This window comes from Clostridium sp. chh4-2, assembly GCF_002899675.1.
GTDB lineage: Bacteria > Bacillota > Clostridia > Lachnospirales > Lachnospiraceae > CHH4-2.
In genome coordinates this window covers 60,106-74,542 of sequence record NZ_PKUU01000025.1, presented here as the reverse complement: position 1 = coordinate 74,542, position 14,437 = coordinate 60,106, and the positions used below count along the sequence as shown (strand labels likewise).

Genomic DNA, 14,437 nt, shown 5'->3' with positions numbered 1-14,437 from the left:
TTAACGAAGCTCTTTTAACCGGTCCGCCAAAATCGCCTCAGCAATTCCGGCCGCCGTGTATTCCGCCGCCGTATCGTAAACTTCCAGTCCGGCCTTTTTCGCTTCCTCTGTGGTGGAAGGGCCGATGGAAATGATTCTGGCCTCCGGCCGGTTCGTTTCATCCAGCATATTTTTAAGCGCTCTCGCGGCCGAGCCGCTGGCGACTGTTATGTAGTCCACATCTTTTATAATGCGGTTCAGTTCCTCTTTTCTGCGCTCATCCGTCCATGTCTCATACAGCGGAAGATCTTTGTACTCTATGCCGGCCGCCTTTAAGGCATCCGGCAGAGCGCTTGATACATCCTTTGCCCGCACAAACATCACTTTCACGCCGGTATCCAGGGTTGGCACCCATTCCCGGGCCAGGGCTGCGCCGGAATAGACCGACGGCTGAAAATCACAGATGAATCCCTGATCTTCCAGCGCCTTTGCACTGCTCTTTCCTACCGCAGCAAATTTCAGGTGCATCAGTTTTCTCAAATCGATATGCTCTCTGCGCAGAATGTCAAAGAACAGGTTCACTCCGTTTATGCTGGTAAATACGATCCACTGGTATTCTTCCATCCGGCGGACAGCATTTAACGCATCCTCTGATACCAGGGGTTTTGTCTCCACCAGGCTCAGCGATATGGTCTCCGCCCCCAATGGGTCCAGTTCCATTTCCAGCTGTTTAACCATATGCCTGGTTCCCGTCAAAAGGATTCTGGTTCCGGATAAGCGCTCTTTCAAAAACCATTCCAGCTCTTCTTCCAGGTTCACCACCTGGCCGATGACCGTAATGGCCGGTGTCTCGATCTGCTGTTCCTTCGCCGCCTGCACCACGGTTTCCAGGGTTGCAGCAGCTTTTTTCTGCCGCCCTGTGGTTCCTGAGGAGATGACGGCGGCCGGAGTGGCCGGATCTTTGCCATTTTCTATCAGTTTTTTCGCAATGCGTTCCAGATTGTGAAGGCCCATCAGAAAGATTAATGTTCCCTCTTCCTTGGCAAGCGTTGCATAGTTTAACACTTCCGTGTCTTTATGATTTCCCTCATGTCCCGTTATCACATGGAATGAGGATGCCATGTTTCTCTGTGTAACCGGAATGCCCGCATAAGCCGGCACGCTGTAGGAAGATGAAATTCCCGGAACAATCTCAAATGGAATTCCATGCTTTTTCAGTTCCAGCGCTTCTTCTCCGCCTCTTCCGAATATATAAGGGTCTCCGCCCTTTAAACGGACCACGTATTTGCCTGATGCCGCTTGATTCACCAGCACTTCATTGATCTTATCCTGGGTCAGGTGATGGTTGGAGGAACGCTTTCCTGCATAGATGAGCTCAGCGTCCAGCGAGGCTTCGTTGAGGATGGATGGGGAAATCAGGTTGTCATAAACAATCACATCCGCTTTCCGCACGCATTCCAGGCCCTTTCTGGTCAGCAGTCCCTTATCTCCGGGTCCTGCGCCCACCAAAGACACAGTTTTATAACTGACCTGGGCGGCCAGGCATTCCGCCAGTTTTTTACCGTCCTCTTCCTCATATCCGTCCCGGTACATGCTCTTATAAACCGGATGAATCCCGTCTTTTGCATACATGGCTGTCATCATTAAGCCGTCTTTTTCCCGGCGGCAGTAAGCTCCGCAGGGAGCGTTGCAGCTGCCTCCCAACAGGGTAAGGTACTCCCGCTCCGCCTTTAACATCACGGCCGCCTCTTTTGAATGGATGCCCTTCATGATATCGGGTAATCCGCCTTCCCTGATCTCCACCGCTAAAATCCCCTGTCCCGGAGCCGGAACGAACTGCTCTTTATCCAGATATTCCAGATAAAATCCCTCCGGTTTTTCCATTCCAAGCCGTTCTAAGCCTGCCGCGGCCAGCAGGATGCCGTCGTACTCGCCCTGTCTCAGCTTTTCCAGCCGGGTCTGGACATTGCCCCTCAGCATCTTAATGCGTACCTGGGGATTCACGCGCTTGAACTGAAGTTCCCGCCTCAGGCTGCTGGTTCCGATCACGCTTCCCTTTTTTAAATCCACAGCCCTGATTCCTGTAGTGGTCACCAGCACGTCGCCCGGATTTGCCCGGTCTAACACCGCGCCCATGCAGAGGCCCTTTGGAAATTCCATGGGCATATCCTTGGCGCTGTGGACAGCCATATCGATCTCACCGTTTAAAAGGGCCTCTTCCAGCTCTTTTGTGAATACCCCTTTTCCTCCAAATGAGGTCAGGGAGCGGTCCAGAATCTTATCCCCTTTTGTGGACATGGGCACGATCACGATCTCCGCTTCCGGAAACCGGGACTCAATCTCACGCCTTACAATCTCAGTCTGAACCATTGCCAGTTTGCTTTTCCTTGTTCCGATCCGTATTATCATCCCTCAATCGATTCCTTTCCTGTATTCATGGGTAAAATGTTTATCGTAAAGCTTGGACAGCTCATAGTCATCTCCTAAAAAGCCGCCCACAACGGTCAGAGCCGTTTTGGTAATACCGGCTTCCTTCACCTTTCCGGCAATATCTTTCAGAGTGCCGGCCACAATCTTCTGGTCTTCCCAGGTGGCCTTGTAAACCACCGCAACGGGAGTATCCTGGCTGTATGATTCCTTCAGCGTCTCCGACAGCAGTTGAATCTGTCCCACGCTTAAAAATATGATCATCGTAGCCTGGTGTTTTGCCAGATCAGCCAGCTTTTCTCCTTCCGGCATGGGGGTGCGCCCCTCCATCCGGGTCAGAATCACCGTCTGGCTGACCCCCGGAAGGGTATATTCTTTTTTCAGCACCGCAGCCGCAGCCAGAAATGAGCTGACTCCCGGAACCACGTCGTACTCAATGCCAAGCTGGTCCAGACGGTCCATCTGCTCTCTGTGTGCTCCGTATACAGCCGGATCACCCGTATGCACCCGGGCCACCGTCAGACCCTTTTCTTCAGCCTCTTTCATCACTTCGATCACTTCGTCCAGGTTCATACTGGCGCTGTTGTAGATCTTTGCCTCTTTTTTCGCATCCTTTAATACCTGGGGATTTACCAGCGAACCGGCATAGATAATCACATCCGCCTCATCGATCAGACGTTTCCCCTTTATTGTTAAAAGTTCCGGATCTCCCGGACCCGCTCCTATAAAATGAACCATGATCAGCCCTCCTTTTCCGCCTGGTCTATATGTTTTAAAAACAGACGGCGGACTCCTTTATATTCTCCAAGCCCTTTCAGCAGGCAACTCACTTCGTAGCCTGCGCCTTCTAACTGGCTTCTCCAGGACTCTTTATCGTCGCTTGCCATGTCATTTTTCGCATGGTCCCCGGCCACGATCATGAACGGAGCCAGAATCAGCTTTTCATAGCCGCCTTCCTTTAAATGCTTCTGCAGCGTTTCCATGGATGGATAAGCTTCCACCGTTCCCACAAATACATTGGGATATCCTTTATCTTTAAACTGATAATCCAGCGCGGCATAAATGGTATTGGCATAATGCGTGGTTCCATGGCCCATAAATACCAGCGCGGTCTTTTCTTCCAGCGGCCCAAACTCTTCCATCAGCGTGTCGATCACGTAAAAGGAATCCTGTTCACAGGTGAGAAGAGGCGTTCCAAAGCGGATCTCTTCTAACTGCTCCTGAAAGGCCATCACGTCCTTTTTCATCTGGTCGTTTTCAATGCCGTTGATCACATGAGTGGGCTGGACTGTCAGGCGGGTGACGCCGTCTTTTACGATCTGTTCCATCGCCTCGCTCACAGTCATCATATGATATCCTGCTTTTCCCACTTTCCGTATGATCATCCCGCTGGTCCAGGCTTCATAGATGCTGCATTCCGGATGGGCGATGCGGACTTCATTTACGATGGCGTCGATGGTCTTTTTTCTCGTATCTTCATGGCTGGTTCCAAAGCTGACAACCAGAATCGCCTCTTTGCTGTTTAACATTTTATCCTCCTTTTATAGCCGTACAGATGTTAAATGCCGACTGCCAGAACAATCAGCATCGCGGCCGCCGACGTTATATAGAGCAGCCTGTTTATCCGTTTGATATCCTCGATTTCAATTTCTCTCTTTTTATCTCCGATGGTCAGCTTTTTATAAAGCTTGCCAAAATAATACGCATCTCCTGCCAGCTGCACCCCCAGCGCTCCTGCTGCCGCTGCCTCTGTCTGAGCCGAATTGGGGCTGGCATGATTTCTGCCGTCCCTTCTCCAAATCCTAAATGCGTCTTTTCCGTTCAGCCCGGCAAGCGGGGCCGTAAGGATCATCAAAAGTGCGGAAATCCGGGCCGGAATATAATTTAAAACATCGTCCAGCTTCGCCGGAATTCTTCCGATATAAAGGTACTTTTCGTCTTTATACCCCACCATGGAATCCATGGTGTTCACCGCTTTATAAAAATAGCCCAACGGAGCTCCGCCGACTGCCATGAAAAGCAGAGGTGCAATCACCCCGTCCGACAGATTCTCCGCCACCGTTTCCACTGCGGCCTTTGTCACCCCGGCATTATCTAAGTCCTGGGTATCGCGGCCCACTATCATGGAAACCGCATGGCGGGCCTCTTCAATTGTCCCGTATCTCAAAGCTTGATACACCTTCATGCTTTCGCTTTTCAAGCCTTTTACGGCTAAAAGCTGATAGCACAAAAAGCTCTCTCCGGCCAGGCCCACGCCCGGACCGGCTTTATATAAAAGACTGCACAGCAGCCAGGACAGTCCCGTCCAGAAAATCACATTTCCTGCACACAAAAATACGCTTCCTGCCAGCAGTTTCTTTTTTTCATCTTTTGCGATTCTTCTCACTGTTTTCTCTGCCCATGATATCGTTTTGCCCATCAGGCAGACAGGATGGATCATCCATCTGGGATCGCCGAACATCAAATCCAGGATAAATCCGATCCCCAGCGCCGCTATATGTAAATTCATAGTTGTCTCAATCCTTCCGCAATGACTACGGAATAGAGCATCACCAATTCGCAGATCTGAAGGAAAAATCCCGCCAAATCTCCTGTGATTCCGCCAAATTCCTTATATGACATGAAACGGTAATAGAAAAACACGAAAACCGCCCCTGCTGTCATAATGCTGCCAGCAATCATGTTCATTCTTAAAGCCAGACAGGTGAAGATTATGAAAACAGCCGCCAGCACTCCCCTGGTAACCGCCTTGTGGGCAGAACTTGAAAATGTATAAGCCAAGCCGTTCTTTCTCGCCCCCTGAAAAAGGACCAGAGAAAGGCCGCTCAGAGACCTGGATATCACAAATCCCAGCGAAATCAGCAGGCAGCTTTGTGCATCCTTTAAGCCGCTCACACCGCCCAGATACAGCACCATATAAACGGCGCAGCCGATAATTGCAAATGCCCCCGTATGGGAATCTTTTAATATCTCCAATTTTCGTTCCCTGGTCTGGTAGGAGCTTAACGCGTCCATGGTGTCCAGAAAACCGTCCATGTGGATTCCCCCTGTGATCAGAACCGGAACTGCGCACAAAACAGATGCCTTAAAAAGCTCTCCTGCGTTGATATATCCCAACAGGCAGTAAAATGCGAAAAATGCCGCGCCTTCCAGAAGACCCACCAGAGGGAAAAAGCAAAGCGCGTATTTCATATTTTTTTCATTCCAGTCCACTTTGGGCATGGGTATCTTCGAATACATCGCGCAGGCAATTACCATTGATTTGATAATAGTCATTCAGCCGTCCTCATTTCTATTAAATCGTTATTCACAGCCCCGGCGGTCTCTGCCGTCCGGTCCGGTTTTGGAAGTTTGCAGAAACTGTGAACCGTAACATTAAATCAAATACCCTCTTGGAGTTACCATGTGGCCGTCCACTACTTTTGTCTGTGAATTACCGATAAATACGGTGGTGAACATATCCACCTTCGTATCCCTCAACTCTTTTAATGACATCGTCCTTCCGTTTTCCCCTTCCCGTCCAATATTGGCTGCGATTCCGCAGACCGTATCTTCCGATGCATAGCGCATCATGATATCGCAGGCTTTCTGCAGATAATCATGGCGTTTCTTGCTGGAAGGGTTGTAAAGGCAGACCACAAAATCCGCCATGGCAGCGCATTCCAAACGCTTTTCGATCTTCTCCCACGGGGTCAGAAGATCGCTTAAACTGATCAGGGCAAAATCGTGGATCAGCGGCGCTCCGAGAACTGCTCCGCCCGCAACTGCGGCAGTGACGCCTGGCACTACCGTAATCCGGCAGTCCGGATACTCAGTTCCGATCTCATACATCAGCCCTGCCATCCCATACACGCCTGCGTCGCCGCTGCATATCATTGCCACGTCTTTTCCCTTGTCCGCTTCTTCAAACGCCAGGCGGCAGCGCTCCACTTCTTTTTTCATGGGCGTTGTCATCATCTCTTTATCCGGAAAATACTCTTTAATCAAATCCACATATACGGTGTATCCCACAATCAGATCGCAGGATTTTAAAATTTCCGCCGCTTTTATTGTCATCTGTTCATAGCTGCCAGGGCCTATGCCCACAACATAGATCTGCTTCATCTTTCCTCTCAATCTGCCGCTAATGCGGCGCGTTTGTTCTTTTATGATTTCTTACAGTCTGTTCAGTAAATGCACCCGCCTACTGAACCGTTTCCTGCTCTTTCACAATCATCAGGGAATAATACCCCGCATTTTCATCGATTTCATCTGTGGTCCGATAAATCTTTTCATCCTCCATCCCGCAGTTTTCGATCATCACGGCTTCCATGCCCAGCTCTTTTATCTGTTTTTTCACATTGCCGATCTGTCTGCCTGACTTCATGAGCACTTTTGTTCCCGGCAGCTTTAACCCTTCTTCAATCTGATAGGATGCCGGAAGCACGTGGAGCTGCTGAGAACGCTCTACAAGCCCCATATCCAGCCTGGCCGCTACGGCGCAGAAGGATGGAATCCCATTCACCAGTTCGGTGGAATAGCCCGCCTCTTTTACCAGCTTATGAATGTAAAGGCAGGTGGAGTAAACGGTCACATCTCCCAGATTCAAAATGCCCACGTCATTTCCCCGGTCCATCCATCCGGTAATTTCAGCTGCTGCCTGTCTGTAATTTTCTTCTAAAACGGCTTTATCCTTTGTCATCGGCATGGGAATTCCGCACACCTCTTTTTCGGCCAGCTCCGGCACCGCTTCCAAGGCGATCTTATAGGCCACGCTGGTCTTGTAATCCTCTCCCGGAACTACTATTTTATCGCATTCTTTTATCAGGCGCACCGCTTTTAAGGTCAAAAGCTCCGGATCTCCCGGGCCTACGCCGATACCATATAATTTTCCTGTCATTTTTATCTCTCCCTGAACCTGAAGGTTCTCTTTTTCATATTAGAAATGCTCATGCCCGAAACCGTAACCGGAAAGGGGCTGCAAACCGACGGAACCCGGCCTGACGGCAGAGGCCCGCGGGGTTATGAACAGCATTATTTCCACTAAGAAACCAGTATATCATATTATACATTTTAACGTCCACAGCTTTTGCTTTCTTGTATTATCTTTGTAATTTTTTAACCTTTTTTAGCATTCCCGGCGTATTGGTTGTATGGTACAATAATCGCAGAGCGATTATTGTACTTGCGCATACTGGTTTCTGTGTTCACCGCAGAAATCCAGGCGCTAAATTCCTGCGGAGCATACCATGGCCGCTAGCGGATATGGTACAATAAAAACACCGATCTATGGCTTAACTGCGGCCATAACCGCTTGTTTGAAATAAATGCTGCTGAAGTATTCGATGGATTGGAGAATAAAAGAGTTATGGATACAAAATATCTGGAATATATCATCACCATTGCAAAAGAACAGAATATGAGAAAAGCCGCCGATAAGCTGTTTGTCTCCCAGTCGTCTCTGAGCCAGTATTTAAATAAGCTGGAAACGGAAGTGGGAACCCCTCTCTTTTACCGCACTGCAAAGGGGCTGACGCTGACACCGGCAGGCGAGCTCTATGTAGAGACCGCCCAGACCATGATGAGTTTGAAAAAGCGGCTCTATCAGAACATTGCAAACTTATCTTACCAGGAGCATCTGGTCATCGGAACCACCTCCCAGTGGGCAATCCGCCTGTTAACTAAGGTGATTCCCATCTTCAAGGAACGGTATCCGGGCATTATGCTGGAAATAACGGAAAGCTTTTCTCTTCCCATGAGGCAGCGGATGGCTGATAAAGAGGTGGACTTCTGTCTGGCAACCACACTCCGCACCGATGATTTTTTCAAGGAAAGCAAACTTTTAGGGACGGAAGAGCTGTATCTGGCAGTACCCAAAAGCCATCATTTTTCCCTGATCCATCCCAGCTTCAGCTACAGCGTCACAGCAGAGGACCTGAAGGATTATTTTGCCAATGACAACTTTCTTCTGACACAAAAAGGGTCTTCCATGCAGATGCTTGTGGACACGTTAATCCGGCCTTTGGGATTTCGGCCCAAAGTCTTCGGCTATATGGACAATATTCAGTCCATCTGCGGCCTGGTCTCCACCGGGGTGGGTGTCTCTTTTATTCCCGGCTCCTGTATCGGCGAGCTGAGGAATGTGAATCTGTATTCCATGTCGCCTCAGATGAAGCGCTATAATATCATCGGTTATCAGCCGCAGCTAATGGACAATCCTGCCGTGGCATATCTGACGGAGCTTTTGGAAGCTCACTATATTAAAACCTCGTAATTATTCAGTTTTTTCTCAATTATGGGCGAAAATCCATGCCAGGCGTAATGAATCAGGCGGTATAGCCAATCCCGTTTCCGGAAATTCCGAAAGGGTCTGGTTATACCGCCTGAATGCATTTTATTTCTCCCCCATCTTCTTTTTCACATCCGACCGGAACTGTTTCCACGCGTCTTTGTGGTCTACAAAATAAAGGGGACATTTTTTCTTAGTAATATCATAATGCCGGATCACATCGCCTGCATCCAGATCCAGCTCTTTACAGAGCCAGGCTGTCAGCTTCACCATGGATTCATAAGTTTCCGGTGTAAATTCTCCTGTGGCGTCCGGATGGCAGCATTCGATGGAGATGGTGTCCGAATTTCTTTGATTGGATGCATATGCCACTTCGTCCAGCGGCATGCACTGAACGATCTCACCTTCCAATCCGATGATGAAATTGCTGCTCACCGATACCTTATTATCTCCGGTCTGATCCGCCAAACTGTCGAAATAATTCCTGTTCTGCATGGCGGTAGTGCCGGGATTTCCCACATAGTGAATGACAATGCCGTTGACCCGTTCCAGCTTTTTACCGGGCCTGGAAAACTCATTGACCCTGATAAAATTCTGCTCGATCCAGCTTGGCATTTCAACCGTATCCAAATCCACCTGCTTCGGCTTTCGTATTACCTCCACCAGCCAGACAATGCCTAAGAGGATGACCAAAAAGATCCCTGCCAAAACGGCGATCAGAATCCTCCTCTTCCGGCGCAGGCGCTTCATCCTCTTTTGTCTCCGTTCCCGTATTTTCCTTTGTAATTCAATCTGTCTGTCAATCTCGTCTTTTCCCACAAGCACCTCTTACTAATCTGTCAAGATTTTTTGAACTTCATCTGTTGTAATTCCACATGCTTTGGCAATCTCCTCCGGCGTGCTGCCTTGGGCATGCATGCGAAAAACCGTTTTGGCCCTGGCAATTCCACGCTCTATGCCGCATTCAATTCCCTGCTCGATTCCTTTCTCCATTCCAGCCTTCAATTCATCTGCAAACAACTCTCTGATCGCATCGCACATATCTTTCGCCTCCTCTACCGCATCATGGTTTGCTCTCATCAGTACATCCATAACCGCCGAATACAGCGGACTGTTTCTTTTCGTCCTGTATTCCCTTGCCAATTTTTCGATATCATCGGTTATTGTTAAATCTTTTCTCAAACGGCTCAGCCAGAAATTATGTTCCGGTGACAGCCGGCTGACCACAATCATCTGCATCGGAAAAACAGCTCCCTCTATGTAGTAAATTCCCGCCTCCTCACAGGTAACCGTTAATTTTTTCTGATTGATCAGATACGACACCAGTTTTTTGGGGAAATGGGTACATACAAAGGTGATTGTGATCTCTTCCGGCGATATCTGGCAGACCCGTTCCGTATCGGCCTGATATAGACACGCATACCCCAGCACCTTATAATAATCGTTAATGCTGAGATAATCTTCAGGGCTCTTATATTCTATAATATTATGCTCTCTGAAAATCTTTCCAATATTTTTCCGTATCCGGCCGCCATTTCTGACTTTTATAATCAGAGTGTCGATCAATAACGGCTTTTTGCTGAGCTGGTGTTCGTCTTCAAAATAAAGCTTTTCCCGTTCTTCTGAAAACTCGATCTGAGCCGCAGCATAAAAAGCGGGATGCCACTGCAAATATTCTGTATTCATTTGTCTCTCCTCATTATATTATCTTTTTTTGACAGAATCAAGTTACGCTCTGCATCACCTCCTGCATTTTTGATCATTTAGTTATTATTCACAGCTCCGGGAATCTCTGCTGTCCGGCCTGGCTCCGGCAGTTTATACGGCCTTTCCTGTTCCGTTTTCGGGCATAAGCACTTCTAAACGTGCAGGATTTTTCTAAAAACCATAGTAACATCATTTAATGGAAAACTGCGGCCGAAACGGCCCAAAGAAAGCGGTCAGATACCGCAAAAAAGAATGTAGATTCATTATAGGATTCGTATAAAATAATTGGATTTTTTAGGATCAAATTTGATAGGAACCAAATTCTTTTTGAAAGATAGATAGGATGATAGGATACCAGATTTTTATCCATAATAGAAACTCTTGCGAATTAGGATTTCATGTTTGAAATCCCCGCTTTAACAGACAGATCGTATTTTTTCGTTTAACCGTTATTCTAACATATTTCTCCTCTTTTGTGAAGGAAATCTTTCCATTACAAAATGCTGCCGAAAAACAGCCGGAAACGAAAAGGATCGGGAATGAGCCGCATCTCCGGCCCATTCCCGATCCCACCTCTTTTCCGGCGTATTTTCGCCGTCACAAAGTCTTTTTATTCCCTGCTCAGCATAACCTCTTCCCCGTATTCCACGTACACCTCATCCAAAAGATCCTTCCCCATCCTTGCGATAAATCCTTCCTGGTCCATCGCTTTTAAGGGCTGTATCTCAACGTCTTTAATGTCCCTTCTGCCTCTGATAAAGACGGTGTCTCCCCACTGCTTCATCAAAGAATATCTGGCATCTTCGTCAATATATACCACTCTTTTATGATTATCTGAATCGTCATAGGGTCTTAATACTCTCACACATTTTGCATCCATGTTCCATTTCCTCCTTATACGTAATCGTATCTGCGCGGCACATCCATCAGTTTCTTCTGTGTTTTATGAATGATGAAGCAAATGACCGCACTGATTAAATAGCCCACCGCATACGGGAAATTCATGGTATTCAGGCCGCAGCCCAGCCCGGTGGAATGCATGAAACCGAAAAAGGAAAGCACTGAGGCAATTACCAGCGCATATGCCGCTTTATCAAGTCTGCGGTCGATGATAAATACCACGGCAGCGCCCCACATAATGCTGGTTAGGATCGCTCCGCTTCTCATCGCATAAACACCGTGCCAGGTCACGCCGTAATCCAGCATTGCCTGAGAAAATTGATCGGAAGAGTTCATAGTCAGTCCTTCTTCAATGAATATGCCGAAGCTTCCCAGCGCATCTCTCACATAAGTATAGAGCACATCCGCAATATGAGGGATCAGTGCAATTGCCACCGCGGCCCCATGTCTTCTCGGAACATCGGTAAAGGACTGAACCACCATGAGAATTGCGCACCATAAAAAGGTTATGGAAGCGATTACCGCAGGCATCAGGGAATCGAAGAACCCATAAACGCCAAACAAAGCGGAAGCTCCGAAAAGCAGTCCGGTCACCCAGGAAAAACCGATTCCTGAACCGCTCTTTTTCAGTCCGGGATGGCCAAGCCATACGGTGTTTGGAATAATGCCGCCGAATAAAGCGGAAAGCATGGTACAGCAGCCGTCTGCGATCTGGGCATGGCCCACATTGTATTCATCTCCTGCAGCTATGGAAGACTCCACATTGTCCATTGTTTCGATGAAATTATACACTTCGATGGGGATGATGATGCCCAGATACGGCACGATCATCTTAAATCCCGCTATAATATGAGCGCCTGAGAAAAACGGCACAACAAAGCCGATGGTGGACGTATCCACGTTCACCCGTCCGAGACAGATTGCATAGACCACGCCAAATACCACGGATACCAAAAGCATAGGAATCTTTTTCTTAAACACATAACCGCCGATTAAACCGATTAATGCGATCAGCAGTACCGGCATGCCCAGAATTGGATCATGGTAAACTTCGAATAAGCCTACCGTAGCCATCCAAACCAGTCCGATTCCTGCCACGTTTCCCAGCATGGCCGCTCTTGGAACGTATTTTCTGATATAAGGTCCAACAAAACCGCCCAGAAGTTCGATTGCTCCGCCCAGGAAACATGCGGCCACAGCAGCGGTCCAGCACTCTTCCGGCGCAAGTCCCGCATAAGACAGGGGATAAATGACTCCGTACAGATAGACAAACATGGCCGGTGTGGACACGCCTGACGGAAGAGCGGTCACGTCATTTTTTCCTGTTTTCTTAGCCAGATTCCATCCCATAACCGCATAGACGATTCCGCTGGCCATGAGCCCGATGGACAGGCCCGGAACCACCCTTCCATAGATGATATCATCCGTCCAGCCGATCCCTTTTAAAGCATAGATAATGATAATATAGTTAACCAGATTTCCCACAAATGCATAGACAACTCCGCCCACGTCTTCTCTTTTAAACAGGCTGATATTATTCGTTTTCATCTCATTTTCTCCTTTGTGCACAAAGCCTAAAACTCAATCCCCATCTCTGCCAGTTCCTGTTTCACTTCCTCATACATCTTCAGCCATCCTTCCACCGGCTCGATTGTTTCCATGTTATAAGATTCTTCAAAGCTGCGGCCCGGATTTCCGCCTTCCATGGAAAATACATGTTCGTATTTTTCCAGTAGTTTTAATACGATCTCATTGGCCCTTTCCCGGGTCATGCCCTGTCTTGCGACGGCTTTTCCCACTTCTCCCATCAGGCGCACTTCCAGACCGGTTCCATTAGGCAGGTTCCCGTTGGCTGATCCAACCCCTTCCAGATGTCCGCCGCATACGGATACCACGATGGAATTGGCTGCCACTTCGTATAAGAGTTCCTTTGTATAAGCGCCGCTTGCAGGCCACAGATCGCATACGATGATCGCAGGAGCTTTTTTGGCAAATGTCTGGCAGAGCACCGCCTGAAGCCAGAGGCAGCCTCTTGCCGTTGTGGCGATATCCCGGATGTGGATCGGATGGCAGAGATGGTAATCCGCCATATACACGATATTGGCCGCCAGCATGGAAGCGATCATAACCACAGTGGCCCCCGGGGCATCTCCGGCAAGGCCGCCCACCATGGTACAGGCCAGAGAAGCATTTCTCATTCCGTAATCCAGAGAATTGGCTGCTCTCACAAGGTTTCCGTTATCCACGATCAGTTCATTGAACATGGCAGTCAGGTGGGAATCACAAGGACGGAGGCGTTTTTCACAGGAAGCCGCCAGATCTCCCATCTCCGTCACCGCGCTTTCTGCCGCCAAAAGCCCCATGCCGGGTTTTCCTGCTTCCGCAAGGGCTTTATGAAGATATTCCAGCTCTCTTCTGACCGCAATCAGTTCTGTGGGCGCCCCGCTTTTTACCTGATAGCCGTCCACATCCACCAGAGAACCGCAGGTTAAAAGGTCGATCACAGGCTCTTTGGCAGAGCTTAAAATGATGGGATAATAGAGGCGTTCCGGCGTGGGACATCCGGGATTTCCGGCCCATACTAAGGGTTCTCTTCTGTCCTCCACTTCCCTTGCGATTAAGGTCACCGCGTCTTTTCCCTCTCCCATCACAAGAGAGGTCTTCATATTACTGATCCCCTCTTCTATCTCCTCTTCAGACAGAGACATAATGCGTCCGGTGGACATGTTGAACACACCATTGTGAGCCAGGAATTTCTTTGCGGCTTCAAACATGTCATCAAACAGCTTGTCCTCAGTCGGGATGATCACCTGTTTGTCCCAGGTAAAATCATAATCTTCCACCAGTTCCCGAACTCCATCCACAATGTAATCCAGATCCCAGTCCTCTTTTGATACCTTCTCTCCTTCTTCCCCTCTTTGCCAAATCGACAGATACTCTTTTGCTGTCATGTGCTTCCTCCTTCTTCCTTCGTGAATTGTTTTTATATCGCATTTTTTATGAAATAAAAAAAGGACGGGAGGCCTGATTGAAATTTTAGAATTACAATCAGGCTTCCCGTCCTTTTATTTACTTGCCAAACTTTATCAATTAACTTGATTATAGCACAATGGTAAAGTTTCTCAAGAAGGAAAGTATTAATTAGTCATATTTTGT

At 48.3% G+C, this 14,437-nt stretch carries 13 protein-coding genes; 1 reads left to right on the top strand and 12 read right to left on the bottom strand.

What is annotated here, in order from left to right; translation table 11 throughout:
* From hemC to cobI, 7 genes are all read right to left on the bottom strand, one after another.
* Positions 1-2,388 carry a hydroxymethylbilane synthase gene (gene hemC, locus C0033_RS21785; protein WP_103230030.1) on the bottom strand — a complete coding sequence of 796 codons (2,388 nt, stop codon included), beginning with the start codon at positions 2,386-2,388 and terminating at the stop codon, positions 1-3.
* A 3-nt stretch (positions 2,389-2,391) separates the two neighbouring features.
* Entirely contained in the window at positions 2,392-3,144 is a 753-nt protein-coding gene (gene cobM / locus C0033_RS21780; protein ID WP_103230029.1) for a precorrin-4 C(11)-methyltransferase, read from the bottom strand.
* A 2-nt stretch (positions 3,145-3,146) separates the two neighbouring features.
* On the bottom strand, positions 3,147-3,935 hold the full coding sequence (locus C0033_RS21775) for a sirohydrochlorin cobaltochelatase (protein ID WP_103230028.1): 789 nt from the start codon (positions 3,933-3,935) through the stop codon (positions 3,147-3,149).
* A 29-nt stretch (positions 3,936-3,964) separates the two neighbouring features.
* Positions 3,965-4,915, bottom strand: a complete 951-nt coding sequence (gene cbiB, locus C0033_RS21770; protein WP_103230027.1) for an adenosylcobinamide-phosphate synthase CbiB — start codon at positions 4,913-4,915, stop codon at positions 3,965-3,967.
* Complete coding sequence (locus C0033_RS21765; RefSeq protein ID WP_103230026.1) at positions 4,912-5,682, bottom strand: adenosylcobinamide-GDP ribazoletransferase; 771 nt, start codon at positions 5,680-5,682, stop codon at positions 4,912-4,914. Before C0033_RS21765 ends, cbiB begins: the two co-directional genes overlap by 4 nt.
* 99 nt (positions 5,683-5,781) lie before the next feature.
* The gene (gene cobJ, locus C0033_RS21760; protein WP_103230025.1) at positions 5,782-6,510 is read right to left on the bottom strand and encodes a precorrin-3B C(17)-methyltransferase; all 729 of its coding nucleotides are present in this window, start codon (positions 6,508-6,510) and stop codon (positions 5,782-5,784) included.
* 79 nt (positions 6,511-6,589) lie between these two features.
* Positions 6,590-7,285, bottom strand: coding sequence for a precorrin-2 C(20)-methyltransferase (gene cobI, locus C0033_RS21755; RefSeq protein WP_103230024.1), 696 nt, complete (start codon positions 7,283-7,285; stop codon positions 6,590-6,592).
* A 468-nt stretch (positions 7,286-7,753) separates the two neighbouring features.
* Here cobI and C0033_RS21750 point away from each other — a divergent pair, with 468 nt between their 5' ends.
* Entirely contained in the window at positions 7,754-8,659 is a 906-nt protein-coding gene (locus C0033_RS21750) for a LysR family transcriptional regulator (protein ID WP_103230023.1), read from the top strand.
* 120 nt (positions 8,660-8,779) lie between these two features.
* Here the strand turns inward: C0033_RS21750 and C0033_RS21745 are convergent, their stop codons facing one another.
* From C0033_RS21745 to C0033_RS21725, 5 genes are all read right to left on the bottom strand, one after another.
* Positions 8,780-9,493: a peptidoglycan recognition family protein gene (locus C0033_RS21745; protein ID WP_242984574.1), complete on the bottom strand. Its 714-nt coding sequence runs from the start codon at positions 9,491-9,493 to the stop codon at positions 8,780-8,782.
* A 12-nt stretch (positions 9,494-9,505) separates the two neighbouring features.
* Positions 9,506-10,360, bottom strand: a complete 855-nt coding sequence (locus C0033_RS21740; RefSeq protein ID WP_103230022.1) for a 3-isopropylmalate dehydrogenase — start codon at positions 10,358-10,360, stop codon at positions 9,506-9,508.
* A gap of 631 nt (positions 10,361-10,991) precedes the next feature.
* Positions 10,992-11,261, bottom strand: a complete 270-nt coding sequence (locus C0033_RS21735; RefSeq protein ID WP_103230021.1) for a hypothetical protein — start codon at positions 11,259-11,261, stop codon at positions 10,992-10,994.
* Between the two features lie 14 nt (positions 11,262-11,275).
* Entirely contained in the window at positions 11,276-12,829 is a 1,554-nt protein-coding gene (locus C0033_RS21730) for a xanthine/uracil/vitamin C permease (RefSeq protein WP_103230020.1), read from the bottom strand.
* A 26-nt stretch (positions 12,830-12,855) separates the two neighbouring features.
* Positions 12,856-14,232, bottom strand: a complete 1,377-nt coding sequence (locus C0033_RS21725) for a monomethylamine:corrinoid methyltransferase (protein ID WP_103230019.1) — start codon at positions 14,230-14,232, stop codon at positions 12,856-12,858.
* Between the last annotated feature and the right edge of the window lie 205 nt (positions 14,233-14,437).

Bases quoted from the DNA above. Each gene is read 5' to 3' on its own strand.
- C0033_RS21775 (WP_103230028.1), bottom strand. From the start codon at position 3,935: ATGTTAAACAGCAAAGAGGCGATTCTGGTTGTCAGCTTTGGAACCAGC.
- cobI (WP_103230024.1), bottom strand. From the start codon at position 7,285: ATGACAGGAAAATTATATGGTATCGGCGTAGGCCCGGGAGATCCGGAG.
- C0033_RS21740 (WP_103230022.1), bottom strand. From the start codon at position 10,360: ATGAATACAGAATATTTGCAGTGGCATCCCGCTTTTTATGCTGCGGCT.
- cobJ (WP_103230025.1), bottom strand. From the start codon at position 6,510: ATGAAGCAGATCTATGTTGTGGGCATAGGCCCTGGCAGCTATGAACAG.
- cobM (WP_103230029.1), bottom strand. From the start codon at position 3,144: ATGGTTCATTTTATAGGAGCGGGTCCGGGAGATCCGGAACTTTTAACA.
- C0033_RS21735 (WP_103230021.1), bottom strand. From the start codon at position 11,261: ATGGATGCAAAATGTGTGAGAGTATTAAGACCCTATGACGATTCAGAT.
- C0033_RS21750 (WP_103230023.1), top strand. From the start codon at position 7,754: ATGGATACAAAATATCTGGAATATATCATCACCATTGCAAAAGAACAG.
- cbiB (WP_103230027.1), bottom strand. From the start codon at position 4,915: ATGAATTTACATATAGCGGCGCTGGGGATCGGATTTATCCTGGATTTG.
- C0033_RS21765 (WP_103230026.1), bottom strand. From the start codon at position 5,682: ATGACTATTATCAAATCAATGGTAATTGCCTGCGCGATGTATTCGAAG.
- hemC (WP_103230030.1), bottom strand. From the start codon at position 2,388: ATGATAATACGGATCGGAACAAGGAAAAGCAAACTGGCAATGGTTCAG.
- C0033_RS21725 (WP_103230019.1), bottom strand. From the start codon at position 14,232: ATGACAGCAAAAGAGTATCTGTCGATTTGGCAAAGAGGGGAAGAAGGA.
- C0033_RS21730 (WP_103230020.1), bottom strand. From the start codon at position 12,829: ATGAAAACGAATAATATCAGCCTGTTTAAAAGAGAAGACGTGGGCGGA.